The sequence below is a fragment of the Oceanospirillum beijerinckii DSM 7166 genome (assembly GCF_000422425.1).
Taxonomy (GTDB): domain Bacteria; phylum Pseudomonadota; class Gammaproteobacteria; order Pseudomonadales; family Halomonadaceae; genus Oceanospirillum; species Oceanospirillum beijerinckii.
Map to the genome: position 1 here is coordinate 1 of NZ_AULT01000053.1, position 26996 is coordinate 26996.

23 protein-coding genes, 1 rRNA gene and 1 pseudogene are annotated in these 26996 nt (G+C 48.0%); 15 read left to right on the forward strand and 10 right to left on the reverse strand.

Annotated features, from left to right (window positions below):
- Positions 1-57 precede the first annotated feature (57 nt).
- Positions 58-173, forward strand: a 5S ribosomal RNA gene (gene rrf, locus H579_RS0115515).
- A gap of 303 nt (positions 174-476) precedes the next feature.
- Here rrf and H579_RS28670 read toward each other — a convergent pair.
- Positions 477-722, reverse strand: a pseudogene (locus H579_RS28670) (transposase); the annotation flags it as partial.
- Positions 723-1099: 377 nt separating this feature from the next.
- Between H579_RS28670 and H579_RS0115520 the strand changes: the two are divergent.
- From H579_RS0115520 to H579_RS0115545, 6 genes are all read left to right on the forward strand, one after another.
- A complete protein-coding gene (locus H579_RS0115520; RefSeq protein ID WP_028301455.1) occupies positions 1100-2119 on the forward strand; it encodes an amino acid ABC transporter substrate-binding protein in 1020 nt (339 codons plus the stop codon).
- A gap of 132 nt (positions 2120-2251) precedes the next feature.
- Positions 2252-3451 (forward strand): amino acid ABC transporter permease, encoded by a 1200-nt coding sequence (locus tag H579_RS0115525; RefSeq protein ID WP_028301456.1) that lies wholly within the window; start codon positions 2252-2254, stop codon positions 3449-3451.
- A gap of 18 nt (positions 3452-3469) precedes the next feature.
- Complete coding sequence (locus tag H579_RS0115530) at positions 3470-4585, forward strand: amino acid ABC transporter permease (RefSeq protein WP_028301457.1); 1116 nt, start codon at positions 3470-3472, stop codon at positions 4583-4585.
- A gap of 58 nt (positions 4586-4643) precedes the next feature.
- Positions 4644-5372, forward strand: coding sequence for an ATP-binding cassette domain-containing protein (locus tag H579_RS0115535; protein ID WP_169449717.1), 729 nt, complete (start codon positions 4644-4646; stop codon positions 5370-5372).
- 278 nt (positions 5373-5650) lie between these two features.
- Positions 5651-6997: a DASS family sodium-coupled anion symporter gene (locus H579_RS0115540; protein ID WP_028301459.1), complete on the forward strand. Its 1347-nt coding sequence runs from the start codon at positions 5651-5653 to the stop codon at positions 6995-6997.
- A 114-nt stretch (positions 6998-7111) separates the two neighbouring features.
- A complete protein-coding gene (locus H579_RS0115545; RefSeq protein WP_028301460.1) occupies positions 7112-7996 on the forward strand; it encodes a DMT family transporter in 885 nt (294 codons plus the stop codon).
- Positions 7997-8118: 122 nt separating this feature from the next.
- Here the strand turns inward: H579_RS0115545 and H579_RS0115550 are convergent, their stop codons facing one another.
- Positions 8119-9156 carry an NADP-dependent oxidoreductase gene (locus H579_RS0115550; protein ID WP_028301461.1) on the reverse strand — a complete coding sequence of 346 codons (1038 nt, stop codon included), beginning with the start codon at positions 9154-9156 and terminating at the stop codon, positions 8119-8121.
- Positions 9157-9312: 156 nt separating this feature from the next.
- Between H579_RS0115550 and H579_RS0115555 the strand changes: the two genes are divergently transcribed.
- The gene (locus tag H579_RS0115555; RefSeq protein WP_028301462.1) at positions 9313-10242 is read left to right on the forward strand and encodes a LysR family transcriptional regulator; all 930 of its coding nucleotides are present in this window, start codon (positions 9313-9315) and stop codon (positions 10240-10242) included.
- Between the two features lie 31 nt (positions 10243-10273).
- Here the strand turns inward: H579_RS0115555 and H579_RS0115560 are convergent, their stop codons facing one another.
- Positions 10274-10681, reverse strand: a complete 408-nt coding sequence (locus H579_RS0115560; protein WP_028301463.1) for a hypothetical protein — start codon at positions 10679-10681, stop codon at positions 10274-10276.
- 475 nt (positions 10682-11156) lie between these two features.
- Between H579_RS0115560 and H579_RS0115565 the strand changes: the two genes are divergently transcribed.
- Positions 11157-13172: a CHASE3 domain-containing protein gene (locus H579_RS0115565; RefSeq protein ID WP_211224730.1), complete on the forward strand. Its 2016-nt coding sequence runs from the start codon at positions 11157-11159 to the stop codon at positions 13170-13172.
- A gap of 174 nt (positions 13173-13346) precedes the next feature.
- Positions 13347-13598, forward strand: coding sequence for a hypothetical protein (locus tag H579_RS0115570; RefSeq protein WP_028301465.1), 252 nt, complete (start codon positions 13347-13349; stop codon positions 13596-13598).
- Positions 13599-13750: 152 nt separating this feature from the next.
- Here H579_RS0115570 and H579_RS0115575 read toward each other — a convergent pair whose 3' ends face one another.
- Both H579_RS0115575 and H579_RS0115580 read right to left on the reverse strand, forming a co-directional pair.
- Positions 13751-14983 carry a bifunctional alpha/beta hydrolase/OsmC family protein gene (locus H579_RS0115575; protein ID WP_028301466.1) on the reverse strand — a complete coding sequence of 411 codons (1233 nt, stop codon included), beginning with the start codon at positions 14981-14983 and terminating at the stop codon, positions 13751-13753.
- Positions 14984-15212: 229 nt separating this feature from the next.
- A complete protein-coding gene (locus H579_RS0115580) occupies positions 15213-15746 on the reverse strand; it encodes a response regulator transcription factor (RefSeq protein WP_028301467.1) in 534 nt (177 codons plus the stop codon).
- A 357-nt stretch (positions 15747-16103) separates the two neighbouring features.
- On the opposite strand from H579_RS0115580, the gene H579_RS25895 reads away from it, so the two are divergent.
- On the forward strand, positions 16104-16652 hold the full coding sequence (locus tag H579_RS25895; protein ID WP_245583288.1) for a DUF3833 domain-containing protein: 549 nt from the start codon (positions 16104-16106) through the stop codon (positions 16650-16652).
- Positions 16653-16780: 128 nt separating this feature from the next.
- On the opposite strand, the gene H579_RS0115590 is transcribed toward H579_RS25895, so the two are convergent.
- The 4 genes from H579_RS0115590 to H579_RS0115605 all read right to left on the reverse strand — a co-directional run bounded on the left by H579_RS0115590 (position 16781) and on the right by H579_RS0115605 (position 20748).
- Positions 16781-17887: a 5-(carboxyamino)imidazole ribonucleotide synthase gene (locus tag H579_RS0115590; protein WP_028301468.1), complete on the reverse strand. Its 1107-nt coding sequence runs from the start codon at positions 17885-17887 to the stop codon at positions 16781-16783.
- The gene (gene purE, locus H579_RS0115595) at positions 17884-18369 is read right to left on the reverse strand and encodes a 5-(carboxyamino)imidazole ribonucleotide mutase (RefSeq protein ID WP_211224731.1); all 486 of its coding nucleotides are present in this window, start codon (positions 18367-18369) and stop codon (positions 17884-17886) included. Before purE ends, H579_RS0115590 begins: the two co-directional genes overlap by 4 nt.
- 340 nt (positions 18370-18709) lie before the next feature.
- A complete protein-coding gene (locus tag H579_RS0115600; RefSeq protein WP_028301470.1) occupies positions 18710-19987 on the reverse strand; it encodes an ATP-binding protein in 1278 nt (425 codons plus the stop codon).
- A gap of 185 nt (positions 19988-20172) precedes the next feature.
- Positions 20173-20748, reverse strand: a complete 576-nt coding sequence (locus H579_RS0115605; protein WP_028301471.1) for a TetR/AcrR family transcriptional regulator — start codon at positions 20746-20748, stop codon at positions 20173-20175.
- A 148-nt stretch (positions 20749-20896) separates the two neighbouring features.
- On the opposite strand from H579_RS0115605, the gene H579_RS25900 reads away from it, so the two are divergent.
- From H579_RS25900 to H579_RS0115625, 4 genes are all read left to right on the forward strand, one after another.
- Complete coding sequence (locus tag H579_RS25900) at positions 20897-21457, forward strand: HPP family protein (protein WP_084624167.1); 561 nt, start codon at positions 20897-20899, stop codon at positions 21455-21457.
- Positions 21458-21620: 163 nt separating this feature from the next.
- A complete protein-coding gene (locus H579_RS0115615) occupies positions 21621-23774 on the forward strand; it encodes a NosR/NirI family protein (protein WP_036566396.1) in 2154 nt (717 codons plus the stop codon).
- 238 nt (positions 23775-24012) lie between these two features.
- Positions 24013-24798: a TatD family hydrolase gene (locus H579_RS0115620; RefSeq protein ID WP_028301473.1), complete on the forward strand. Its 786-nt coding sequence runs from the start codon at positions 24013-24015 to the stop codon at positions 24796-24798.
- A 112-nt stretch (positions 24799-24910) separates the two neighbouring features.
- Positions 24911-25222 (forward strand): hypothetical protein, encoded by a 312-nt coding sequence (locus H579_RS0115625; protein WP_028301474.1) that lies wholly within the window; start codon positions 24911-24913, stop codon positions 25220-25222.
- Positions 25223-25259: 37 nt separating this feature from the next.
- Here H579_RS0115625 and H579_RS0115630 read toward each other — a convergent pair whose 3' ends face one another.
- Positions 25260-26984 carry a PAS domain-containing sensor histidine kinase gene (locus tag H579_RS0115630; RefSeq protein ID WP_028301475.1) on the reverse strand — a complete coding sequence of 575 codons (1725 nt, stop codon included), beginning with the start codon at positions 26982-26984 and terminating at the stop codon, positions 25260-25262.
- Between the last annotated feature and the right edge of the window lie 12 nt (positions 26985-26996).

The following is a 26996-nucleotide window of genomic DNA, read 5'->3' on the forward strand; positions in this document are numbered from 1 at the left end:
TAAAGCTCTTAATAAAGAGTACAGAGATATCTCGGCACGAATCTACAACCTTTTTTGCTTGACGACAATAGCGTGTAGGAACCACCTGATTCCATCTCGAACTCAGAAGTGAAACTGCTCAGCGCCGATGGTAGTGTGGGGTCTCCCCATGTGAGAGTAGGACATCGTCAAGCGCTTACTTAGTCTTTTTAGAAAAGACAGCAAACCCCGATCAGAAATGATCGGGGTTTTTTCGTGTGGGCGAAAGAAAAGTCTGTAAGAAAAGCAAAACAACGAAAAGCAAAACAACAAAGTAGCTTGCAGAACCCCCCTGATTCCATCTGCTATCTATCGCCGCAGCGCACAGAAGTGAAACGGCTCAGTGTCGATGGTAGTGTGGGGTCTCCCCATGTGAGGCTAGGACACCGTCAAGCGCTTGTTTAGTCTTTTTAGAAAAGACAGCAAACCCTGATCATAAAGCAGCTCATGGCTGCTTTTCAGTTTCTTATGGGTATGGTCCATTTTTTGGAAGCATAGTGAATCGCCAGATAAATCACTTTTCGTACTGAATCATCTGTTGGGAACACTTTCCGCTTACTCGTGCCCTTTCTGGTTACACTGTTCAGAGACTCTATCGCATTCGTCGTATAGATCGCCCTTCGGATATCCTGAGGGTAGTTAAACAGCGTATTCATATTATCCCAATGTTTCTGCCAGGAGAGACTGATTTGCGGGTATTTGTCAGTATTATCCTTAACTGGGTTGGTTGTATCTATCCTCCTCAGTTACGTGAGGTACAGGTTTGGTGCATTTTTGCTGATCATGTCACTTATAGTGGCATATCTCTAAAGCTGATTTTACAAGCAAAGTCAGCTCTGCGGTGCTTTTGCTCTAATTTTTCATGTGTGTAAATTTTATTTTACATGGTTCGTCCTCCCATTTTGTCGCACTTTTGCATATGTATTTCCCGTGAACTACGTTTAGTTTTAGGTGATATAAATAATTATCCTGAAACGGCGTTTAGCAAGATGGAACGTTGCTTGCTTAATGACTATTGTTTCTTGTGTAGTCATGTTATATGGCTACAGAAAACCCTGTGAACAATCGAGGAAATATAACAATGAAAAAACTGGGTCTGGTAGCTGCATCCGCAGTGATCTCTGTAACGATGGCGGGTACCGCTTTCTCTTCAACCACACTGAACGCTGTTAAAGAGCGTGGCTATGTACAGTGTGGTGTGACAACCGGTGTACCTGGATATTCTAACCCGGATGATAAGGGTAACTGGAAAGGTATGGACGTGGATGTCTGCCGGGGTGTCGCAGCAGCCACGTTGGGTAATGCTGATAAGGTGAAATATATCCCGCTGAATGCCAAAGAGCGTTTTACTGCCTTGCAATCCGGTGAGATTGATATGTTGTCCCGCGTAACCACCTGGACGCTGACCCGTGACTCTTCTCTGGGCCTGAACTTTGCTGGGGTGACCTATTACGACGGCCAGGGCTTTATGATTAATAAAGATCTGGGTGTGAAAAGTGCCCTGGAGCTGGATGGCGCTTCTCTGTGTATCCAGTCTGGTACTACCACTGAGCTGAATGCTGCGGATTATTTCCGTGCCAACAATATGCAGTTTGAGCCGGTCGTTTTTGATACGGCTGATCAGACAGTAAAAGGTTTTGAAGCGGGTCGTTGTGATGTGCTAACTTCTGACCAATCCCAACTCTATGCACTACGTATCAAGTTGGCCAATCCAAACGGTGCCATGGTACTGCCAGAGATTATCTCGAAAGAGCCGCTAGGTCCTGTCGTACGTCAGGGAGATGATGGTTGGTTTAATATCGTTAAGTGGTCACTGTTCGCTATGGTTAATGCGGAAGAGATGGGGCTGACTTCCAGTAATATCGACGGCAAGATGAAAAAGCCTGATCCAGCCATTGATCGTTTTGTTGGCAAGGAAGGTATCAAGGGTTCAGGTTTGGGGCTGAGCGATGACTGGGCTTACCAGATTGTGAAACAGGTAGGTAACTATGGTGAAGCTTTTGATCGTAACCTGGGGATGAGCTCTCCCCTGAAGATTGAGCGCGGCCTGAATGCGCTGTGGAATAAGGGCGGTCTGCAATACGCGCCACCGATCCGTTAATACGCTTTAACTGATTGGTCCGGCAGGTTCAGGGGAACTGTGCTGGCGTTATGAGAGTGTTGACTCGATTATTGTCAGTTTCTATGTAACCTGCGCCTGCTGGTGTATGTCTCTTTCTTCGGAGGTTGCTCTATGCAAGATGCCGATAAGACGCCGTCCTCCTCTCTACCTGAGCAAAAGACGCGCTTCTGGCATGATCCGGCAAAACGAGCCCTGGTGTTCCAGATACTTCTGGTGCTGGTGGTACTCGGTTTTGTTGGCATGATTGTCCAGAATACCCTGAATAATCTTGAGAGTCGGGGTATCACCACAGGTTTTGATTTCCTGTCACAACAAGCCGGTTTCGGCATTACCCAAACCCTCATCGAATACACGGAATCCAGCAGTTATGGCCGAACCTTTGTGGTCGGTTTACTGAATACCATTCTGGTGTCTGCACTAGGGGTTATCGTTGCTACCATTTTGGGTTTTCTGATTGGTGTGGCTCGCTTGTCCAATAATTGGCTGGTAGCTAAGGTCGCTTCAGCTTATGTGGAGATCTTTCGGAATATTCCACTGCTGTTACAGATTTTCTTCTGGTATTTCGCGGTACTGCAGGCGCTGCCGTCACCGAGAAAAAGTATTGAGATATGGGATACCTTTTATCTCAATGTGCGCGGTTTTTATATGCCACAACCCTTACCACAGGAAGGTTTTGATCTGGTTTGGATCGCCTTGTTGATTGCCGTAGTCGCCTCCTATGTACTGATCCGTTGGAACAAAAAGCGTCAGGATGCCACGGGGCAACGCTTTCCCGCTTATTGGGTTTCATTAGGCATGATTCTGGGTTTACCTCTGCTGGCATTTCTTGCCTCAGGCTCCCCGTTGGTATGGGAGCAGCCGGTATTAAAAGGCTTTAACTTCCGTGGCGGTATGGCTATTCTGCCGGAGTTAGCAGCGCTTTGGGTGGCACTCAGTATCTATACCGCTGCCTTTATCGCAGAGATTGTCCGTTCTGGTATTGAAGCGGTCTCCAAAGGCCAGACCGAGGCGGCCAGTGCCTTGGGTTTAAGCAACGGTAAGGTACTGCGTCTAGTGGTGATTCCTCAGGCGGTGCGGGTAATTATCCCGCCGTTGACCAGTCAATATCTCAATCTGATTAAAAACTCATCCTTGGCAACGGCGATCGGTTATCCCGATCTGGTGTCGGTGTTTGCCGGGACAACGCTGAATCAGACCGGTCAGGCCATTGAAGTGATCTTTATGACCATGCTGGTTTATCTGACTCTAAGCTTGTTGGTGTCGGCCTTTATGAATTGGTTTAACAGCAAAATGGCGCTGGTTGAGCGTTAAACGGACAGGAGATATTCCATGAGTGATCTGAGTAAAGTCAGACATGAGATGCTGCCCGATCTGCCTCCGCCTGAAAATACCACAGGCCCGATCGGCTGGATGCGTCGGCATCTGTTTTCCAGTGTAACCAATACCGTTTTGACGCTGTTTACACTTTATATCCTCTACATCCTATTGGTACCGACGATCGATTGGGCTTTTCTAAAGGCTGACTGGTTTGGCGAAACCCGAGATGCTTGTACCTCAGGTGGTGCGTGTTGGGTCTTTGTGACCACTCGTTTCAGTCAGTTTCTGTATGGTTTCTACCCTGAAGATCTGACCTGGCGAATTGATCTGGCCTTTATCCTGCTGGCGGTACAGCTGGCCTGGTTAATGATTCCAAAGCTGCCATACAAGGGCATCGTTTCTGTTTTGGTACTGTTTGTCTACCCCATCGTGGCCTTTTATCTGCTTTATGGTGGCAGCTTTGGTCTGGATGTGGTGGAAACCCATAAGTGGGGAGGACTATCGCTGACGCTGGTTTTGGCGGTGATTGGTATTGTTGCGGCCTTACCATTTGGTGTGCTTTTGGCTCTGGGACGACGTTCCGAAATGCCGATTGTGAAGAGCTTCTGCGTCGTCTATATCGAGCTATGGCGGGGCGTGCCGCTGATTACCGTGCTGTTTATGGCGTCGGTGATGCTGCCGTTGTTTGTCCCCGCTGAGGTGACCTTCGATAAGCTACTGCGTGCACTGATCGGTATTGTGATGTTTCAGTCGGCGTATATGGCTGAGGTGGTGCGTGGTGGTTTGCAGGCTATTCCCAAAGGTCAGTATGAAGCAGCGCAGGCGTTAGGTCTGAACTACTGGAAGATGATGGGCTTGGTGGTGCTGCCACAGGCATTAAAACTGATGATTCCTGGTATTGTGAATACCTTTATTGCCCTGTTTAAGGACACCAGTCTGGTATTGATTATCGGACTGTTTGATCTGTTAGCCATCGTTCAAGCCGGTTTGACCGATCCGAAATGGTTGGGCTATTCCGTTGAAGGTTATGCCTTTGTCGCCTTTATGTTCTGGATCTTCTGTTTTGGTATGTCCAAGTACAGTCAGCATCTTGAGCGTCATTTCCATACGGGCCATGGCTCCCGTTAAGCCCCGACAGAATTCTGGAGAGATTATGAGTAATACTCGTCAGCTAGATGACACTATTATGGTAGAGATGCGTGGGGTGAATAAATGGTATGGCCAGTTCCACGTATTAAAAGACGTTAATTTGGAGGTGCGCAAAGGTGAGCGTATTGTGATCTGCGGCCCTTCTGGTTCAGGAAAATCGACCACCATTCGTTGTATTAACCGTCTGGAGGAGCACCAGAAAGGCGATATTGTTGTTGCGGATACGGTGTTGAATAACGACCTGAAAAATATCGAAACCATTCGGCGGGAAGTAGGCATGGTATTTCAGCACTTTAACCTATTTCCCCATCTGACTGTGCTGGAGAACTGTGCCTTAGCGCCCATTTGGGTACGTAAGACGCCCCGGGCGGAAGCAGAAGAGATCGCGATGAAATACTTGCGCAGGGTACGTATCGAAGAGCAAGCACTGAAATATCCCGGGCAGTTATCCGGTGGTCAGCAACAGCGTGTGGCTATCGCTCGTAGTTTGTGTATGAATCCTCAGGTGATGTTGTTTGATGAACCCACATCCGCACTGGACCCTGAGATGATTAAGGAAGTATTGGATGTGATGATCGAGCTGGCGGAAGAGGGCATGACCATGTTGTGTGTCACCCACGAGATGGGCTTTGCTAAAACCGTCGCGGATCGGGTGATCTTTATGGATAAGGGGCAGATTATTGAAGAGAACGTACCGGATGCGTTCTTTAATAATCCGCAGTCTGAACGGACCCAGGCTTTCCTGAGTCAGATCCTGAATCACTGATCATCGTTACTGCGAATCATATGGAAATGGTTGATTGTAGTTCTGGATAAAGGCTGGGCCCGACGATAATGGTCGGGCTTATGCCTTCCTTGCCTTCTCTCTTCTCTCTTCTCTTTTGCCTTCTGTCTATACGCCGTTATAGCCTCCTATTATTCGGCTGACAGTGTTTCCCTCAAACAATAGATCCAGCGCAGTATAAAAAGCTTCAATTCCGTTTATGGCCAGTCACTTATCTGGCTTAATAGCATAATGATTGAAGAAGGGATGGGAGAAACAAGATGGTTGCTGATTTGGAACGTTCGCAGCTCAGCTTAATCGTGTCGCTATTGGCCGGAGCGGGGATCTGGTGGTTAACGGATTTGGATACGGCGCTAAAAACGGGCCTATCGATTCTAGTGGTGATTGCTTTGTTATGGATGACAGAGACCTTTCATATCACGGTGACTGCGCTTCTGGTACCGGTATTGGCGGTACTGTTTGGCGTGTTTTCTGTGAAAGAGGCGATGGCCAACTTTGCCAATCCGATTATTTTTCTCTTTTTGGGTGGTTTTGCCCTAGCGGCAGCGCTGCATAAACAGGCATTGGATGAACGTATCGCCAGTCTGGTATTAAAAGCCGCAAAAGGTCAGATGTTATTGGCCTGTGTACTGCTGTTTTTCACTGCGGCTTTTGTCTCTATGTGGATCTCCAATACGGCGACTACTGCGATGATGCTGCCGTTAGCGTTAGGTATGTTAAGTCGTCTGCCTTATGAATCAAACCGCAACACTTACTGGTTTGTATTATTGGGTGTGGCTTATTCCGCCAATATCGGTGGTATCGGTACTTTAGTGGGTAGTCCGCCTAATGCCATTGCGGCGGCTGCAGTAGGATTGGGTTTTGCCGAGTGGATGAAGATTGGTATTCCTGCGGTATTACTGATGTTCCCAGTGATGCTGGGTTTGTTATGGCTGATTTTTCGACCGGATCTATCCTTTCAGTTTGAATTGGAAGATAAACAACAGCCGATGACATCCCGGCAATGGCTGACATTGGGTATCTTTCTACTAACCGTGGTGCTGTGGTTATCCAGTAAACCACTGTCTCAAGCTTTGGATATCACCAAAGGCTTCGATGCCATGGTGGCGCTGCTGGCGATTATTCTACTGTGTGCCCTAAAGCTGGTGAATTGGAAGGATGTCGAACAATCCGCAGACTGGGGTGTATTGCTATTATTTGGCGGTGGTTTAACTCTGTCTGCCTTGCTTAAAGCCACCGGAACCAGTGTTTTTCTGGCGGAATCGATCAGTGCCATGTTGGAAGGTGCGCCGGTTATTTTGTTTTTGTTGGTCGTAACAGGTTTTGTGGTGATGCTGACAGAGATCGCCAGTAATACCGCCAGTAGTGCCTTGTTGATTCCGATTTTTGTCTCGATTGCTCAGGCGATGGGGCTGCCCCCGGTGATATTAGCTACCATGATTGCGGTATCGGCTTCCTGCGCCTTTATGTTGCCGGTGGCTACACCGCCTAACGCCATTGTTTTTGGCTCGGGCTATGTGCCTCAGCAGCAAATGATGCGTGTGGGTGTGGTGCTAAATATCGTGATGACTGTACTAATCGCCGTGATCGCTTGGCTGATGGTTTAGTTTTGAGAACGACAAAAGCGGGGAAGCTAAGGGCTTTCTAAGAGGGATTTTTATTGAATGGTCTTTTTGAAAAAAGGGTGCAACAGTGATTGTGCTATTAAGTTGTGAGTGGTTATGAGTGCACTAAGTGTTTTCCATCTGTTTAGCCTGGCGGCGATCTGGGGTGGTTCGTTTCTGTTTATGCGTATTGCCGCCCCTGTATTAGGTTCCGCCTGGTTGGTGGAGTTTCGGGTCGGCTTAGCGGCGCTGTTCTTGACACTGGTAGCCTGGTTTCTGAAAAAGCCGGTATCGTTTCGTCGCCACTACAAGCATTTTTTGATTCTGGGTTTGTTTAATTCAGCGTTGCCATTTTGGTTCTTTAGCTATGCTGCGCAAACTTTGACCGCCTCGCTGTTATCGATCCTTAACGCGACAGCACCGATCTGGGGTGGTTTGATTATGTCATTGTGGTATCGCGAGAAGCTAACTTATAAGGCGATATTGGGTATGGCCCTTGGTGTGTTGGGTGTCTCTATTTTGGTCGGCTTTGATGGCGTGATAACGCAGCAGGGTTCTTTGTTGTCGGTATTTGCCGCGATTGGCGCGGCTTTTAGTTACGGCATAGCGACGACCTATACCCGTAGTGCTGTTTCGGTGGATGCTTTTAATAATGCTTACGGCAGTATGTGGGCGGCAACACTTTGGATTATTCCGTTGTTGGCCTTTTATCCTATACAGGGCGAGCCCGATCTAACCATCGTTTCTTCTGTGATTGCGTTGGGTGTGGTGTGTAGCGGCATTGCTTATCTGCTCTACTTCCGTTTGGTGGCGGATATTGGTGCGGCACCGACGTTAACCGTGACCTTTTTGATTCCCATGTTTGGTGTGATGTGGGGTGCTTTGCTACTGGATGAGCCTGTGGGATGGCATACGCTGGCAGGTTCACTGGTGGTTATTACCGGTACAGCATTGGTGACAGACTTCTCGCCTAAGGTATTACTAAAGGGTTTTAATCGATAAGAGTTTGAGAATTGCTACGCATTGGCAGAGGCGTTACAAGCTGCATCTGTGTTTTCCTGTTAAAAGGCTTAAAAAGCCCTCAGGGCTATTTTAAAAATCCTGAGGGCTTGGGTGGCTGTGATTTATAGCTTAACGATCAGCTTACCCGTATTGTCACCACTATAGAGCATATTGACACCGGCTTTGGCCGCTTCCAGCCCTTCCAGTACATGAGTACGACTCTGAATTTTGCCCTGCTGCAGATAAGGCATAATACCCGCAGCCAGTTCCTGAGCGCGGTAAAAGTGATCCGTAATCACAAAGCCTTCAATCGTTGCCCGACGCTTAATGAGGTTGATCCAACTGGGGGCAGGTGCTGGGGTGGCGCTGTGGTAATCTGCAATCAAGCCGCAGACCGCTACCTTGCCATGAGGGTTCATGCGTTCAATGACAGTGTGTTGAGCTTCACCGCCAGTATTTTCAAAAAACAGATCAATACCATCGGGTGTCGCTTCAGTCAGGGCTTCTGCTACGTTATCTGTTTTATAGTTGATCGCAGCATCAACACCCAGTTCATCTTTCAACCAGCGTACTTTATCTTCACTTCCAGCCAAAGCCACGACACGCAGGCCGTCAGCCACAGCCATCTGCACAACGACTGAACCTACGGCTCCTGCGGCACCGGTCACTACAATCGTTTGCGGTTTGCCATTTTGCAGCTCGCTGACCTGTTGTGATTGAGTCTGACGTTGTTGCGCTTGTAATATATCGTGATAGCCCAGATAGGCCGTTAGCCCAGGCATGCCCAGTACAGACAATGCCATCTCTGCATCAACACTTTGAGGCACGATGGACAGTTCGCCCTCTTTTGCAATTAACTGTTCAGTCCAGCCGGTCATCCCTGTCACCTGAGTACCTACCGGGTAGTTTTCATTCAAAGATTCTGTCACGACGCCAAAGCCCAGCGAACGCATGACTTCACCCAGCTGTACAGGTGGGATATAGCTGCTTGGATCAGGGCTAACCCAGCCACGCATTGCCGGGTCTAGTGACAGATGGCTGACTTGCACCCTAAACTCGCCCTGTTGCAGAGGTTGTTCATTAAAACTTTGAGTCGCAAAAGTCTCGTCATCAATCAGGGCTTCAGGGTATTGCTGCAGAACAATGGCGTTATAGCTCATTCAGGATTCTCCTGGAAAATTATCTCTTAAGTTGCCAGAGATATTAGTTCAGAATACTTTGCTGATTGAGAGGGTAATTTGCGAATCAGTTTTGCTAAAATTGCAAAAATATTTTTTGCTTTGCAAATGTTCCAGCATTATCGGGGGAAGACAGCATTGGACCAATTTAAAGCCATCGAATGTTTTATTGCCGTTGCAGAAACCGGTAGCTTCAGTAAAGCCGCAGAGCGTTTAAGATTACCCGTTTCCAGTGTTTCCCGTCAGGTCACCGCATTGGAATCTCAGTTAAAAGCAGAGCTGTTATTTCGTACTACCAGGCAGATTCGTTTAACCGAAGTAGGGCAGCTTTATTTGAGCCAATGTCAGGATATCAGTGAACGTTTAACCAATGCCCAAGCCTTGGTGAATAGCTATCAGAGTGAGCCCTCGGGTACTTTGACTATTAGCGCGATGACCTCTTTTGGCGAGTTGGTGCTGACTCCATTGATTGAAGAGTTCCAGCAACAGTATCCACAGATATTAATTGATGCCGAGTTTTCAGATCAGGTGCAAGACCTCACTTTGAAAGGCATTGATCTTTGCTTTCGCGGCGGGCCTTTGCCCGACAAGCGCTTAATTGCGTATAAGGTGATGGAAAACCAGTTTTATCTCTGCGCGAGTCCTGACTACCTACAGCAATATGGACAGCCAAAAAACTTAGAGGACCTGGAACAACATAAAGCTATTTACTATCGGGCTCCGATAGGTCGTGTGCCCTGGTGGATTGCCGATGATCAGGGGCATCGTCGTTGCCAGTTAGATACGGCCTTGATTACCAACTCTACCTCGCTGCTGATCAACAGCATTGTTGCTGGCAAGGGGTTGTGCATGTTACCTATGTGGGCCATGTATCCCTACCTTGAAGCCGGTTCTCTGGTGCAGGTTGAGATGGAAAATCCACCTCGAATCAGTTTTGAAGAATCCGTTGGTATCTATCTGCTCTATCAACAAACCCGTTACCAGATTCCTAAGGTACGTTGTGCGGTAGATTTCTTTCGTCAAAAGTTAGCCCAATTAGAAAAAGGTCATGACTTAGGCAAGTCATAATGATGGGCGATCTCAAGTGAAGCTTTGTCGACTAAACCTCGATAGACAATCTTTGTGGGGGATTGGTAGCAGCATTGTGTGTCTGGCCGTCTTTGCTGTATAGGGGAAGAGGAGCAGGCTCAGGGGATACCGGTTCTATACTTGGCCTGGTTACAGACGATGATTGTGAGTTCATTTGAACTTCGGATGTGGAGGATGCGGCTTGTACAGATTCAGAGTGCTTGATTGCTGCGCCCTCTTTTAAATCGTGGTCCGCTTTTAACCCTTGGTAGATCAGAACCTGGTTAATAACTGGGTTTTGCTGCAACTGGCTTGTGAGCTCCTCATCCGCAGGTTCAATGGCAGAGATTCTTGAGATGGAGGAGATAGGCGTAATGGCACGCAAATGACTTAAGGTACTGATGGTAACCGGTCGGGTCAGATAATAAATGCTATTCATCGACTCTTTCTCCCATCCACAAACACACCATACCATTCTCTGGATCTTTAATTAGTTTACCTTCCTGCTGGTCAAATAGAGTTGTAAGCTGTCTTGGCTACACTTAGAGCTATTATAGCTTAAGTGATTAACTATAGATGATCGCTAGGTCATGATTCGTTCAGTAGGGAAAATTTGTCACAAGTCATGCATATAAGAAAAAAGTGAAAAAAAGATAACATGCTTACCTAATGCAGCAATAAAATATTGAAATCAAAGGAGTATTTACTCAAAATAAAAACATCTAATAAAAATGCTCTTTTACAAAAATCAGATAATGCTAACAACCTTTCATTCGGAAACCATTGATGGTGACGCTATGTTAAATCGCCTTAGTTTTAAAGCTAAACTATTGTCAGGATACGGACTTATCCTATCGCTTATGCTGATTGTGACACTCGTTGTTTTCTTCAGCGTACGCTCCCTTGTCAACAATATGAACTGGGTAAACCATACCCATAAAGTGCTGACAAAAGCCTCGGCTATTGAAGCCGCTGCGGTTGATATGGAAACCGGTATGCGCGGCTATTTGCTGGCGGGTAAGGAAGAGTTTCTTGAACCCTATAATGGCGGTAACCAGCGTTTTGAAAGTTTGATTGACGAGCTGTCAAAAACAGTATCGGACAACCCAGCTCAGGTTGCTCTGCTAAAAGAAACCAAAGAAACCATTCAGCAATGGAAGAGCAACGTCACCGAGCCCATTATCCAGCTACGCCGTGAGATTGGTGATGGCAAGACCATGAATGATATGTCTGAAGTGATCAAGCAGGCCAAGGGCAAGCAGTTTTTTGATCAGTTCAGAGCACAGATGAACACCTTTATCGAGCGTGAAGATGTGCTGCTTAAACAGCGTCAGCAAAGAGCAAACAGTAGCTACGATCTGAACGAAATCAGGGAGCTGAATGACTGGGTTGAGCACACGATCAAGGTGATCGCAAAGGCCAGATCTCTGGTTAGCGCTGCAGTGAATATGGAAACTGGTATGCGTGGTTTTCTACTGGCAGGTCAGGATGAGTTCCTGGCACCCTATAACGACGGTAAAAAAGAGTTTTATGCCCTGATTAAAGAACTGAGCAACACGGTTTCTGACAATCCGGCTCAGGTTAAGTTGCTGTCAGAAAGCAAGAATACTATTGATAACTGGATCAGTCAGGTTGTAGAACAACAGATCTCTTTGCGTCGTGACATTGGCGATGCCAAAACTATGGATGATATGGCTGATCTGGTGGGGCAAGCTAAAGGTAAGGTCTACTTCGATAAGTTCCGTGGTCAGATTGAAACTTTTAAAGACAGAGAAACTGTACTGATGGAGCAGCGCATGGGCGCACTGGCCAGTACCGAAAGTCTGGTAATCAACAGCACGATCTTTGGCACCTTGCTGGCCACTGTGATCGGTCTGTTTATTGCTCTGAAACTAACCCGTCATGTGATGCACCTACTGGGCGGTGAACCGACTTATATTGCCAAGATGGCGAAAACAGTATCTGAGGGTGATCTGGACCAAACCTACAGCGCTAAAGGTCAGGCGGAAGGCGTCTATGCCGAAATGCTGAAGATGACCCAGACTCTGCATAATAAAGCAGAACTGGCGCAGAAGATTGCTGCAGGTGAACTAAACCACAAGGTACAACTGGCCTCTGATCGCGATAGCCTGGGTCTGGCTCTTCAGCAGATGGCTGAAAACCTACATGAAGTGATGGGGCGTATTCAAAACGCCAGCCTGGAGATCTCCCAGGGCAGTAACAGTATATCGGATACCGGTATGAGCTTGTCAGCGGGTGCAGTACAACAAGCCCAGAACCTGGATGCAATATCTGTGTCTTTGAATGAGCTTACTGCTCAGATCAGCAATAACGCTGATAATGTCTCCCAGGCACAGCAGTTAACCGCTAAAGCACAGCAGGCGGCTGAATCCGGTCAACAGAAGATGGCCAGCATGGTCGAAGCAATGTCTGAGATCTCTCAGGCCAGCCAAAGTATTGCTGAGTTTATCAGCACCATTGATGAGATTGCAGAACAGACCAACCTGCTGGCACTGAATGCAGCAATTGAAGCGGCTCGCGCTGGTGAGCAAGGGCGTGGCTTTGCCGTAGTAGCGGATGAAGTTCGTAGTCTGGCGGCCAGAAGTACCGAAGCGGCGGAACAGACCTCTAAACTGATCGCCAGCTCGGTAGAAAAAACAAACTACGGTAGCCAGATCGCGTCTGATACTGCAGCCAGTCTGCAGGAGATCTTTACCGGCATCAGCCAAACTGCTGATCTGATGACTGAGATTGCTAACGCATCCAATGAGCAGGCCTCTGGTGTGGAAGAGATCAACCAGGGTATTATCGAGATTGATAATGTCACTCAGCAAAACAGTAATACCGCACAGGAAAGTGCAGCAGCCTCTGAGCAATTGGCGCAACAGGCAGAAGAGATGAAGATGATGCTGGCTCGCTTTAAGCTTTAGGCCAGAACGTTTCCTTTGCTCCAACATTCACCCCCAGTTAAGAGGCTCTCTTAGCTGGGGTTTTAGTTTATTTCCCCATAATCGTACACCAGCCTTTCTACTGTCGCTTACCCTACTACACGGGCATAATAGCTCTGAGACAACTTCTTATCAGGCAACTCACAGGTAATAACCATGAAACTCAGCGTAGAAATCAGCATGTACCCTCTGGCAGAAGATTTTAAGCCACCAATCAAAGCCGTTATTGCTGCCTTTAACCTGTATCCTGAGCTGGAAGTGATCACCTCTGCGACCAGTACACAGATTTTTGGTGATTACGATGTGGTGATGGATGCGCTAAAAGCCGAAATGAAGCGCTCTTATGAGCAGTATGGTCGAGCGGTGTTTGTCACCAAATTTATCAATGGGGATGTGAGAGATTTGTAAGCGGTTATCTCAAGTAAAGCACTGATCGTTAGGTGTCTTAGTACGGCCAGGCCTATACACCGATACTGGAATATAGGCCTTACCGTCTTAATACTGCTTGTTGATACTGAGTGAATGTTCTTCCAGCTTTATCAAGATTCAGGTTTTAATTTTCAGCCTTTAAGCGATGTTTTAATGGCAATTTCACCTTCCAGAGTACGATGTACAGGACAGCGATCTGCAATTTCTAACAGTCGCTGGCGCTCTTCATCACTTAGTTTTCCTACTAAAGTAATCTGACGTTCAAAACAATCGATCTTACTGCCCTTACCATTACCGTCTGAGGGTGAACAGCTGTCGCAGTCTTCAGCATGAATTTTGTCGTGAGTAACGTCTACCTGTACATGCTCTAAGGCTATTTTCTTACGACGAGCATACATACGAATAGTCATAGAAGTACAAGCCCCCAGGCCTGCGGCTACCAACTGATAAGGTGTCGCTCCGAGATAGTGACCACCATAATCGGCTGGCTCATCGGCTACTAGATGATGACCGTCGGCGCTGATATCCTGAGTAAAGCTGTTCGGATCTGCTTCGCTGACTCTAACCACACCTTCCGGTGTATTCATCAGTTTGGGCAGTACGCTGACATCAATATAGCGCTGCACCCAGGTTGAGATCATTTCAGCGGCATATTCCGCATCTTCAGCACGGCTGAGCAAGTGATCTGCAGAGTCCAGAGTAATAAAACTCTTCGGGTGTTTGGCCATCTGGAACAGTTGAGCCGCATTATCCAATGAGACGGTTTCATCCAAAGGCGCATGCATAACCAGTAGTGCTTTTCTTAACTCACCTACAGACTCCTGCAAGGACTGTCCGGCAATATCATCAATAAATTGACGCTTAATGGTGAAATTGCGTCCTCCCAGCTGTACCTCAGCTTCTCCTTTATGACAGATCTCACTGACCTGTTGAGAGAAGTTATGTAAGACATGAGCAGGATCCGCAGGGGAGCCCAAGGTGACAACGGCTTTGGCTTCTTCAACCTGTCCTGCTACTGCCAGAATAGCTGCTCCACCTAATGAGTGGCCGATCAGCAATTGAGGCGCTTGATGATGCTGTCTCAGATAATCCACCGCCAATAACAGATCCTGTACATTGGAACTAAAGCCCGTATTGGCAAACTCTCCATCGGAATGACCCAAGCCAGTAAAATCAAAACGCAGCACTGCAATACCGAGGGAGGCTAGTCGTTGGGCTATGCGTCGGGCGGCAGGAATATCTTTGGAACAGGTAAAACAATGGGCGAATAATGCATAAGCTGCGGGCTTACCGACAGGCTGATCCAGTCTGGCGGCCAGTTTTGATCCATCATGTCCGATAAACTCAATACGTTCTGATTTCATAATATCCTTCCTGTGACGATTGCACTGCAAAGATCACGCTTGGCAAGCGCGCGTATAAATATTCGGCATATTTGAAGATAGCTTAGGGGCTTAGAGCCGTTGTGAAAGGCCCAAGCAATTTTAAAGGCTTTAATGAAGTACGGTGAAAAGAGGAGCTTAGATGAAAATTGATGCTTTGGAGTTCAAAACTCGAAACAGATGTGGGTTTAGCTCACAAATTAATATGCAGTTACTCCCTAACCGGGCGCTTCTGTAGTTTACGCTGTAGTGTACGGCGGTGCATACCCAGTTGGCGGGCAGTGGCGGAGATATTGCCGTCGTTTTCGTTCAGAATCTTTTGAATATGTTCCCAGGTGAGGCGGTTTACGCTCATGGGTTTTTCGGCGATGGGTTGCTCTGGATTGGCTTCTTCCTGGGATAGCGCGGCCAGCACTTCATCGGTATCAGCGGGTTTACATAGGTAATTTACCGCGCCCAGTTTGATCGCTTCTACAGCGGTGGCGATACTGGAGTAGCCGGTCAGGATGACCACTTTACAGTCCGGCACGATCTCCAGCAGTTTCGGTAGCAGCAGTAGGCCGGTTTCTCCCTCCATCTTCAGATCCAAAGTTGCCAGTTCCGGTTGGAACTCTTCCAGTAGTGGCAGGGCTTCTTCGGCAGATTCAGCGACCAGTGTCTCGTAACCCCGACGTGTCAGTGAGCGTGACAGTATGCGGCTGAAAACGGGATCATCATCAACAATCAAAAAACGTGTCTGAGACATAGTGGACCTGTATACCGATTGATCTAAAACAGAGGACAAAGCTTATAGGATAGCCTGGCGCTTATTATGCCTTGTTCCTTGTTAAAACGGGAGCCCAATGGTCTGTAGCAAAATGTCGCAGTGTTTTGTAGGCCTGCTTTTGTAAGCTTAGGGGAATGAGTTTTGAGATGAGCTGTCTGGTTTGCAGGTATCGCTGTTGGATTAGGCGGTGTATTGATCAAGCAGACGGATTACGCGCTGGTTAAGTTGATCTGCCCCTTTGGTCAGTGCGTAAAACCAAGAGTGATAAATACTGATGTTTGCTTGAGGAAATGACTGATGCGCTCTTTTGGTTCTTGGCTTCGTTATGGAGTTATTTTGTCTTTTGCTGTGTTGCTTAGTGCCTGTTCGGGTATGAAGCCTGAACAGTTTGCTGATGGGGAGCCTAAGCTGGTCTTGGAAGAGTACTTCGACGGTAAGGTTTATGCTTGGGGGATTTTCGAAGATCGCTTTGGTCAGGTTAAGCGTCAGTTCCAGGTGGATATTGATAGTCGTTGGGATGGCAAGCAGCTGGTACTGGATGAGGCATTCCTGTTTGATGATGGTGAGCGTTCCCGCAGGGTTTGGACAATCACCAAGCATTCCAATGAACGCTATAGCGGTACCGCAGCTGATGTGGTGGGTGAAGCCGAAGGGATCGCGTCGGGTAATGCTCTGAATTGGCGTTATCAGATGATGTTAAAAGTGGGTGATGGTGAGTGGCAGGTGAGCTTTGATGATTGGATGTTCCTGCAGCCCGGCGGTGTAATGGTGAATCGTGCCGTGGTGAGTAAGTGGGGGGTTGAACTGGGACAGGTGACACTGTTTTTTACTCGTGGTGAAGCCATGAGAGATGCGCCCTTTGATCTGCAATCTGTGACTCAATGATATAACGGGATAGATAGTCATATTATTGTAGAGGTGTTGTTTACAAGGTGTTTTGTCTGTAGACAAAAACAAAAAAGCCGATAGCGTTTGCCATCGGCTTTTTTGGTACAGCTCAACGATAGTCTGAATTAGATATCGTCGCCGTAGACCTGCTTGGCCAGTGCGTTCAGCTGAGCTTTCAGAGACTCGCTGTCGTCGGCTTGCAGATTGATGTGGCCCATCTTGCGGTTAGGCTTAACGGACTTGTTGTACAGGTGCAGGTAGGCGTCTTCGCCCAGCGCATCTTTAGCCGTTACATCAACACCCAGTAGGTTCACCATACCGCCTGCTTTCGCTGGCTTGGTGTTGCCCAGTGGCATACCGGTAATGGCACGCAGGTGGTTTTCAAACTGACTGGCGATACCAGCGTTCATGGTCCAGTGACCACTGTTGTGTACACGTGGAGCCAGTTCGTTAACAACCAGACCGTTTTCCGTAACAAAGCACTCCATCGCCAGTACGCCCACGTAGTTAGAGGCGTTCAGCAGGGTGGCGATCATGCGCTGCGCTTCCGCTTCCAGCTCTTCTGACAGATCAGGTGCTGGTGCTTCAGAGATCAGCAGGGTGCCACGACGGTGGTAGTTTTCAGTCACCGGATAAACAGCGACTTCACCCTTGCTGTTACGGGCTGCAATCACAGACACTTCCGTGCTGAAGTTAACCATCTCTTCCATCACGCAGTCCTGAACGCAAACGCTGTCGTCCAGGTCCTGAATATCCTGTTCGGTCTTCAGACGCCACTGGTTGTAGCCGTCGTAGCCGCCGGAGCAGGTTTTCAGAATTGCGCTGCTGCTAAAGCTGTTCAGTGCGGCGATGATGTCATCACGGTTAGCAGTAACACGGTAGTTCGCCGTAGGAATACCTTGCTCATTGATCCAGTTTTTCTCTTTACCGCGGTGGCGGCAGATATCAATGACATCTGGGTCTGGGTAGATTGGGCAGTGCTGTTGCAGTTTGCGCAGCAGTGTGGTGTCTACCTCTTCTTTCTCAACAGTAATCACGTCAGGCTTACCCAGCGCGTCATACAGGCTGTCGATATCGGCATGGTCTTCCAGGAAGATAATATCTCCCAGACCTTCGATACAGGAGGTGTTTTCCTGCTTGCTGCCGAAAAAGGCAAAGCTGTAACCCAGAGGCCAACCTGCCAGGGCCATCATTCGGGCCAGCTGCCCGGTACCTTTAATGGCAATTCTCATTTTACGATCTCGAATGGTACGTTGTCGGTTTGTTTCTGACGGTATTCCTGCAGGCGCTGACGCAGTTCGTCGTCTTCAATCGCCAGCATCTGAGCGGCCATCAGACCTGCATTCAAAGCACCCGCTTCGCCAATAGCCATAGTCGCAACAGGGATGCCTCGTGGCATCTGTACAACAGACAGAAGACTGTCCATGCCTTTCAGATGACGGCTGGCAACCGGCACACCAATTACAGGTACCAGTGTTTCAGACGCTAGCATACCTGGTAGGTGAGCTGCGCCACCTGCGCCTGCGATAATGATCTTAGTTCCATTTTCATGGGCTTTAGTCGCGAATTCCACCAGACGCTGCGGTGTACGGTGAGCAGACACAATGCCTGTCTCGTACTCAATACCCAGCTCTTCCAGTGGCTTAGTTGCGCTTTTCATTGTTTCCCAGTCAGACTGGGAGCCCATAACAATGGTAACCCTGGCAAATTTCATGATCGTTATTCTCCACGCCCGAACAAAGCGGGTTTTATTAAGATATTAAATTTGATAGTCCACCGTCGCAGCTTTCGTTTTACATTCTACTCCTAGCACAAGAAGGTTCTGGTACATACAGGTTCTAGTACAAACAGGAAAAAGCCTATCCGACCCAAGCATACTCATGCCTAGTCTCAAAGCTTGTTGTCTGTTGTAAAACAGGGATACTGCAGCGGCATTCGAAGCCAGTTAATGGCGTAGTATACCACTTGTTTGTGCTGCATTCAGCGCCATTTATGACACTAATGCTATCCCTATTGTTATGAAGGACGTTTTTATATCTTTTTGATATAGAGCTTTAACTCTGATCAGACTCAGAAAGTGTGGACAGCAATGGCAGAGTCACCTGAGTGATGGTACCACCCTCTTTCGGACTATAGAGTTTCACCGTGCCATTAAAGCGGTTGATGGTGGAATGGGTTAAAAACAGCCCTATGCCCATACCTTCTTCCTTGGTGGAGATAAAGGTTTCACCTAAACGCTCGGCCACTTCCGGCGCAATACCAGGGCCATAATCCTTGATCTTAATGGTGACTTGAGACTGATCCCAGCTGACCGAGATATCCACCTGCTCAGGGCTGACATCGGCAGCGTTATTGAGCAGATTCAGCAGTGCCTGTTCCAGTGTTTGATCGGATTTTACCTTGGGTATCGGTGTGCTATCAGGGCTAGTAAGCTGATACTTTACCTCGGGGCGTAATACCTTCCAGTGTTCAATTACAGGGACTAGAAGATCACAGATATCCACCTGATTTTGGGACACTTGCTGATCCTTATCCGCCTGTCGGGTTAACTGCTGTAGCTTAGTCTTACAGCTATCAACTTGCTCACGCATAATGGCCAGATCTTCCTGTAGCAGAGGATCGTCGGCGTAATCCTTCTCCAGATCCTTGATCATAATCGCCAGTGTCGACAGTGGTGTACCCAGCTCATGAGCGGTACCGGCAGCCTGAGTCGCTACCGCCAGAATCTGCTCATCACGCATATGTTTTTCCCGCACTTCACCTAGAGTTTTCTCCCGATCCCGCAGGGTATGGGCCATCTTAAAAACAAATGTGGTGATAAGGCCGGTGGAGAGCAAAAAGTTAAGCCACATGCCTAACAGGTGCAGATTGATACCGACATGATTGGAATGACTGAGTTCGGGAACTGCAATATAGAACTGCATCAGAAAGGTATATGCGCTCAGCACCGCCGCCGCAATAATCCAAGTAAATATCCACGGTAAGGTGGCAGCGCTAATGGTCAGAGGGACCAGGAAATAGGAGACAAAGGGGTTATTAGCACCGCCGGAGTAATAGAAAAACAGGCTTAAACCGACCACATCGGCCAATAGATGAAACAGGTATTCTGAGTCGGTTACCGGGTAAGGTTTATGCAAGCGCCACCAAGTCAGCATATTCAGACCGGCCATGACAATAATAATGGCGATCAGAGGCACGGCCAGCAGATGAATTTTTAGTATTTCGGTGCCTGCGATCACTGCTAAAGAGAAACCGGTCCAGGCGATACCGCGCATCAGGGTCAGGCGAACCAGATTACGGCCCGGAGTGGAAAGAGGTAAAGGTTGATTCATAGGTGATCTAATCTGCAGAGCTTCTTTTAAGGCACTTTCGGTTCGGGTGTTGTTGTTTAAGTGCTGCTATTTGTGTGCCTTTATTTAGGCGTTTCAACTAGCCGAGCATTATGCCTGCTCAGATCCGATAACGGGAGGGATAGCGCTGTAGCAAAATGTCGCACGAGGGTAGAGCCTCTTGGTTGTTACATAATATCCAATGATACCTGTAAGGCTTTGAGAAGCCTTCTGCTCCTTTTTGCAGCCCCCAAATCTCCCTGAATATGGGCCTGAACTATGGCCCCTTCTTTTAGCTGGCAAATCGTCTCGGTCAGTTCTTGGTGTCCTGAGGTCATCGGTAGCCGATCTACCTGTTCTCTCACTAACTCTTCAATCCGTTTCTTATGCTGTGCACATCGTTGGTGGGCTTGGTGACTGATGTCACCAAATTCGGCGCAGGTGTTGATAAAGAAGCAGCCCTGGAAGTCCATTAGCTCTTCTGCCCGGTTATTAAACCAGTCATCCAATGCGTCAAAAATGGCCTCTAGTGCGGGTAGGCCGGGCTCGGCTTTTTGGATATAGCCACTAAACCATTCCAGAAAGACCTGGTCGCGATACTCCAGTACGGCCAATAGAAGTTGCTCTTTGCTGGTGAAGTGATGGTAAAGGGTTTTTTTTGCGATGCCGGATTCTTTCAGGATCTGATTGATGCCAACGGCGTGGATGCCGTTCTGGTAAAAAAGGCGGAATGCGGTGTTGATCGGTTGTTGGCGCTTATCCACGGCTTTTCTCTTCTTTTGCTTCAAGGCAGTTATGCAGATCGTTTCATATTGACAAAGGTAGACAGAGTTGTCTATCTTTTCGGGGTAGACAGATTGGTCTACTTGGCTGGAGGTTGATCCAGGACTGAATTCAGAAAGAGGTCAGGTAATGATTAAAGAGGGTGATAAGCCGATTGTGCATAGCTCGGGGAGTAATGGTTTAGCAGGTTTTGCGGTATTACGTCGGTTAGGGCTTACTCGCTGGCCAGCGTTGACGGCAGGGTTGGGTGCGATGCTAACCATTTCTATATTAGCCACTTTGGAAGAGAGCGGCATCCAGCTACTGGCTCAAGATCAGATCTGGCTGATGGCTCCGTTTGGTGCAACCATGGTGCTGCTGTTTGGTCTGCCAGATAGTCCGTTGGCGCAGCCAAGGAATATTGTTGTCGGTCATATTATGACGACGGCGATTGGTTTGGCTGTGATGGGGTTAGTGGGTGTTCATGCCTGGTCATTGGGTTTGGCAGTAGGATTGGCGATCACTTTTATGATGATGACGAAAACGGTGCACCCTCCAGCAGGTGCTAACCCTTTGCTGGTGATGTTAGCGGGGGAGTCCGTGGGTTTTCTGGTGAGTCCTGTGGCTAGTGGGGTGGTGATTATTGTTCTATTGGGTTGGTTTTATCATAAGGTGTTATGCCAACGCGCTTATCCTAAACAGTGGTTTTAGCCTTATTTAAAGAGAGGTTTTAATTGCTTGATTAAATATACATAGAACTAATAGGAATAAATTTTACGACTAAAGTACAGCAATAATTGCGCCCTTACGGTCATGTAGTGACTGCTTCCCCCTAAGTGATACTCAGGTATTGCTTATGAGGGAGATTGCATCAATGAAAGGTTTCAGATCATTGGCGCTGTTGATGCTGTGCCTGCTACCTTGGCTGTCGGCTCAGGGGGCGTTGTATCAACCGGGCGACAACGAGATGAAGGGAATGGCGAAGCAGCTGTTTCCTGAAGCGACAGAGATTAAGGCACCCGCAGCTGGGATGCCTGCCTGGCAAGTGTATCAGGTGACTGAGGTGATCGGTTATGTCTATCTGTCCGGGGATTATATTCAGTTGCCAGGGTTTTCCGGGGCTCCCTATCAGTTAGTGGTGGGGATTGATCATCAGGGGCTGTATCGCGGGGCCTTTGTCGTCGAGCAACATGAACCCATCTTTTTACACGGTTTGGGCACCGGACCTATGCTGGATTTCGTCGCTCAGTACCCCGGTCTGGATATCCGTAAAACCATTAAGATGACCAGTGCTACGGTACGTAGCAAGCAAGCGGGCGCTAACCAATGTGTGGATGGTATTACCAAGGCGACGGTTTCGGCCATTGTATTAAATGAAACCATCATGCTGTCGGCGCAACAGGTGGCGCAGAAGATAGGAATTATTCCCCGTTTGCGTCCCCCTGCGACGGTTAAAGCGGACGTTTATGAAAAGCTGAGTTGGCAGCAATTACTGGATCAGGGCTTAGTGCAACGTCAGCGGCTGAGCCTTGAGCAGTTAGAGCAGGCGTTCTCAGATACCAGCGCTGATAGTATGGGAGATGAACCGGTCGATGATAATGGCCAGGTAGCGGATCTCTATTTTGCTTATCTTAATGTGCCGACCATTGGCCGTTATCTGCTGGGGGATGCCGGTTACCAACGCCTAATGAAGGAAGAGCTGGCCAGCGGTGAACATGCGATTGCAGTGATCTCAACAGGGCCTTATTCCGTGTTGGGTGAGGAGTTTGTGCCGGGTACGCCACCGGATCGTTTAGCTCTATATCAGAATGAGCAGCAGATCGGCCTACGAGATATCGACTTTTTGCGCGATCCAGATCGTTATATGGCACTGGAAGAGCTATTGACCGACGAAGTACCCGCATTTGAAGAATATCAGGTGTTTCGTATCAAAGCGGCAGCGACCTTTGATCCTGCATCCCCCTGGCAGTTAGCTCTGATGTTCACCCGTTCATCGGGTTATCTGCGCCCGGATGTGGTAGAGGCTTTCCCAGCGGATTATCATCTGCCTCAGCGCTTTTTCGATATTCCTGATCTGGAATCCCTTCAGCCTGAGCCTATGTGGATGCAGATCTGGCGAGATCGTCAGGAACGTGTTATCGGTTTGCTGTTAGGGTTGGCGGTGTTAACTGGAATTATCGTGTTTCATCGTCAAGTCACAGCCAATGCTTCGCTTTTTAAAGCAGTACGCTGGGGCTTTCTGGCTTACACTCTGGTGTTTATCGGTTATATCACTCAGGGGCAGCTATCGATCACTAACGTCTTTACCATTGTGCAGGTGCTGATGGGCAAGGCCGATAGCAGTATCGTGCTGCTTGATCCTATTATCTTTCTTTTATGGTGCTATGTACTGGTTACTTTGGTGATCTGGGGGCGGGGTTACTTCTGCGGCTGGCTGTGTCCTTTCGGTATCTTGCAGGAGATCTCTGCCTGGTTGGGCGAGAAGGTACTTAAACTCAAACAAAAGCGCATCCCGTTTGGCCTGCATCAGAAGTTATGGCTGTTAAAATATCTCATCTTTATTGGTCTGGTTGTGACCTGCGCGGTTTCGACTGGTGTGGCAGAGCAGGCTGCTGAGGTTGAGCCCTTTAAAACGGCGATCACCATGGGCTTTGTCCGTGAGTGGCCATTTGTCATCTATGCAGTACTGTTGCTGGTTGTTGGTTTATATATCCATAAACCCTTTTGCCGTTATCTATGTCCGTTAGGGGCGGGCTTTGCCATATTCGGACGTTTTCATATCATGAAATGGTTGCCGCGACGCAAAGCGTGCGGTTCGCCCTGTAAGCTGTGTAATCACCGATGTGGCATTAAAGCGATCCATCCTGATGGCAAGATTAATTATCAGGAGTGTATCCAGTGCTTGGAATGCGAAGTGATCTATCGTGATGATAAACAGTGTGTTCCCCTGGTTACTGCGAATCGTAAACGCAAAAAGGTGGAAACCGTTGAGTTAAAATCAGATCGGTTGATTGTTAAATCGAACTAAGCACGGCAATATAAATATTTTTATCCTCATCGGCCAGCGGCCGGAGAGGATGAAATGTTTAACAGGAGCCAAGTTTATCAAAATGACGTATTAGTGAAGTCTGATTCTGAGACCTATAGTTGATATCTCCTTTGTATCACGGTAGTTAGTATACGCGATATGTTGTCTGCCATGATAATTGATACAAGTATGAGTGTAGAGCATATAGCAGACTGAAATGCCATGATAAGGACTCCTTATGTTAGTTGATAGCCATTGCCATATTGATTTCAGCGATTTTCACCACGACAGAGCCACTGTTCTGCATCAGGCAGCAAGCGCAGGGGTTAAGCAGATTGTCGTACCCGGAATAACATCCCGTTATTGGTCCCGTGTCTTATCATTAACCGGCGAGTTCTGTGGTGTTAAGCTCTATCCTGCTCTGGGCTTGCATCCTTTTTTTCTGACTGAGCATAAAAAATCTGATATTGATTTGCTGGATCAATATCTTAAACATTTTCAGGGCCAGGTCAGGGCTGTAGGGGAAATAGGGCTGGATTTTGCTCGAAAAACGGATAAAGACGCTCAGCTGGAGTATTTTGAAGCACAGCTGGATCTGGCAGAAAAATATCAGCTACCTGTCATTTTGCATGTGGTCAAAGCCCATGAGCAGGTGTTGGCGATCCTAAAACAACGTCCCGGACTGGCTGGTATTGTACATAGCTATTCTGGCAGTGCCGCTCAGGCTAAGCAATACATTAAGCAGGGTTTTTTACTGGGAGTAGGTGGTGTGATTACCTGGCCTAAGTCCGACAAAAAACGGGATATGTTTGCTAAGTTGCCTTTAGAGTCCCTGGTGCTGGAAACAGATTCGCCCGATATGTCTCCGGCAAATATCAAGGGGGAGCGAAATACACCGGATCAAGTGGTCACTGTATTGGACGCTCTGGCGGCCGTGCGCCCCGAGTCTGCTGATGAAATTGCAAAAACGACGACAGATAACGCCAACCAGCTATTGGGCTTGGGCCAAGTTTGTTTATTGTGAACGGGTGCAGGCTAGTCGACAAGTAATGTGACTGCCGTGTACATCAATAGTACTTGTGAAAATAATAGCATGGGGGTAAGTTTAGCCTCTTGATTTCACAAGGATATTGGCTATGGCCCGGGAAAAAGTTCAGTTTCAATCCTCTGCTTCAGCGCTGCGTGCATTAAAGGTCGGTAAACGTAATCCCAACTGGGTAGATGCCGCAGAATATCTGATTGAACGGGCATCACCAGAAGTGAAGCTGTTATTGGAAGCGGCCCAGGATATTGAACGATCAAAGTGGAGCACTGACTCTGACGTTGATAAAAAAGTAGTGTCGACTATGTTTACCCCTTTGCAGTGGACCTTGATGCTGTTGTTGGGAGTAGCGTGTACCGGCCTGCTGATCTGGGTTGGTACTTTGCTGGGTTCTGAGATCTGTTAGGCAAACACCCTTCTTATGTATGATGGGAGAGAGCTGATCAGTGCTCAGCTCTCGGTAGGTCAATCCAAAACGTTGAGCCCTGCCCTTCTTCACTGATAAAGCCAATACCCCCGTTCATTAGCTCAACCAGGTTTTTGCATAAGGCTAAGCCTATCCCCGAGCCTTCAATATTCGAACCTTCGGCATTGAGTCTGTTAAATGGCTGAGATACCTGACCCTGCAGTTCGGCAGGAATCCCCATACCTGTATCCTGGACACTGATACGAATGCTGTCAGTATCAATCTCTTCGATAATGACTGTGACCTTTCCATCAGGGCGGTTGTACTTAATCGCGTTTGACAGCAAGTTGATCATCACTTGTTTTAGTTTTCCGGGGTCGGCCAGTACAGGTGGCAACTTTTCACATATGGTGTTGAGTTTTAGATCAATCCCATTTTGCTCCGCCAGGTGCTTAATCATCGAAATGCTGTCTTTAGTAATCGACAGGGCATTGGTATTGATTGGAGTGAGTTGATACTGCCCGGCTTCTGCTTTGGCCAGATCCAGTACCTCATTAATCAATGCGAGCAGGTGATGACCGCTCTGCATAATCTGCTCAGTGTATTCGTTCTGCTCTGGCGACAGAGGCAGATCCGGGTCAGACTCCAGCAGTTGAGCAAAGCCGATAATGGCATTCAGTGGTGTGCGCAGCTCATGATTCATATTAGACAGAAATTCTGAGCGTGCTTTTAATGCGCTTTCGGCCACTTCTTTTGCTTCGGACATCGCTTGGTTGGCTTGTTTGATGGAGGTGATATCTTCCTGCACAGAAACGAAGTGCGTCAGGCTGCCATGGTCGTCATACATGGGGGCGATAGAGGCGATCACCCAATAGTGGCTACCATCTTTGCGCTTGTTTTTAAACTCATCATACCAGCGGTCACCGTTGAGCAAGGTTTGCCACATTCTTTCATAATCTTCCCGGCTTTTTTCCTTACTGCTGAAGATGCGTGGGTTTTCACCAATCACTTCCTCTTTGGTAAAACCTGTCATCTGCAGTAGTTTGGGATTGGCGTATTCGATCTCTCCAAGATGATTGGTAATCATCACCCCGGATGGACTATTACGTACAGCCAGTGACAGTTGGCGTCGCTCTTCTTCCATCTGGCGGCGTTTACTGATATCCCGCACAATACCTACAAACACCCGCTGTCCCTGAAACAGACTTTCCTGGTAGCTCAGTTCAATAAAAATGATTTGACCACACTTTTTCTTCAGCATGGCTTCTAAGCGCTGCGAGCAATTGGGAGATTGTCGGGCATTGGCGATGCGGGTAAAGGTGATGTTATGGCGTTCCAGCAGATGCTCAGGCACCAGTATAGAGAGAGGCTGGTCTACGAGTTCCTCCGGGCTATAGCCACTGATTGTTGCTATAGCCGGACTGGCAAACAGAATTTTGCCCTGAGTATCCACGGTCAGAATACCGTCAGCGATATTATTGACGACAGTGCTGAACCATAAGCTGTCCTGAGACTCTTTTTGCTGCTTTCTGTGTTGGTCCCATTGACTGAATAGTGCTCCACCTGCTGTCGCAATTAAGGCGCCGATTAAGAGTTGATGCATCCGGTCTTCGATAGGGCAGAATATAGAACAGAAGGTTAGGGCTGACATTAATAGCAACAGTGCCAGATTACCGACCGACAGGCGCTTATTGGCCTGCTGGATACGGCGATTGGCAGTCAGGGACTGATGTGTGTGTGTACTGGGCGTGGGGGAGTGCAACGACCCTACCTC

Coding starts and splice junctions, on each gene's coding strand:
- H579_RS25900 (WP_084624167.1), top strand. CDS start 20,897: ATGATTAAAGAGGGTGATAAGCCGATTGTGCATAGCTCGGGGAGTAAT.
- H579_RS0115540 (WP_028301459.1), top strand. CDS start 5,651: ATGGTTGCTGATTTGGAACGTTCGCAGCTCAGCTTAATCGTGTCGCTA.
- H579_RS0115530 (WP_028301457.1), top strand. CDS start 3,470: ATGAGTGATCTGAGTAAAGTCAGACATGAGATGCTGCCCGATCTGCCT.
- H579_RS0115580 (WP_028301467.1), bottom strand. CDS start 15,746: ATGTCTCAGACACGTTTTTTGATTGTTGATGATGATCCCGTTTTCAGC.
- H579_RS0115535 (WP_169449717.1), top strand. CDS start 4,644: ATGGTAGAGATGCGTGGGGTGAATAAATGGTATGGCCAGTTCCACGTA.
- H579_RS0115565 (WP_211224730.1), top strand. CDS start 11,157: ATGAACTGGGTAAACCATACCCATAAAGTGCTGACAAAAGCCTCGGCT.
- H579_RS0115625 (WP_028301474.1), top strand. CDS start 24,911: ATGGCCCGGGAAAAAGTTCAGTTTCAATCCTCTGCTTCAGCGCTGCGT.
- H579_RS0115545 (WP_028301460.1), top strand. CDS start 7,112: ATGAGTGCACTAAGTGTTTTCCATCTGTTTAGCCTGGCGGCGATCTGG.
- H579_RS0115590 (WP_028301468.1), bottom strand. CDS start 17,887: ATGAGAATTGCCATTAAAGGTACCGGGCAGCTGGCCCGAATGATGGCC.
- H579_RS0115550 (WP_028301461.1), bottom strand. CDS start 9,156: ATGAGCTATAACGCCATTGTTCTGCAGCAATACCCTGAAGCCCTGATT.
- H579_RS0115575 (WP_028301466.1), bottom strand. CDS start 14,983: ATGAAATCAGAACGTATTGAGTTTATCGGACATGATGGATCAAAACTG.
- H579_RS0115600 (WP_028301470.1), bottom strand. CDS start 19,987: ATGAATCAACCTTTACCTCTTTCCACTCCGGGCCGTAATCTGGTTCGC.
- H579_RS0115520 (WP_028301455.1), top strand. CDS start 1,100: ATGAAAAAACTGGGTCTGGTAGCTGCATCCGCAGTGATCTCTGTAACG.
- H579_RS0115525 (WP_028301456.1), top strand. CDS start 2,252: ATGCAAGATGCCGATAAGACGCCGTCCTCCTCTCTACCTGAGCAAAAG.
- H579_RS0115615 (WP_036566396.1), top strand. CDS start 21,621: ATGAAAGGTTTCAGATCATTGGCGCTGTTGATGCTGTGCCTGCTACCT.
- H579_RS0115570 (WP_028301465.1), top strand. CDS start 13,347: ATGAAACTCAGCGTAGAAATCAGCATGTACCCTCTGGCAGAAGATTTT.
- H579_RS0115620 (WP_028301473.1), top strand. CDS start 24,013: ATGTTAGTTGATAGCCATTGCCATATTGATTTCAGCGATTTTCACCAC.
- purE (WP_211224731.1), bottom strand. CDS start 18,369: ATGAAATTTGCCAGGGTTACCATTGTTATGGGCTCCCAGTCTGACTGG.
- H579_RS0115560 (WP_028301463.1), bottom strand. CDS start 10,681: ATGAATAGCATTTATTATCTGACCCGACCGGTTACCATCAGTACCTTA.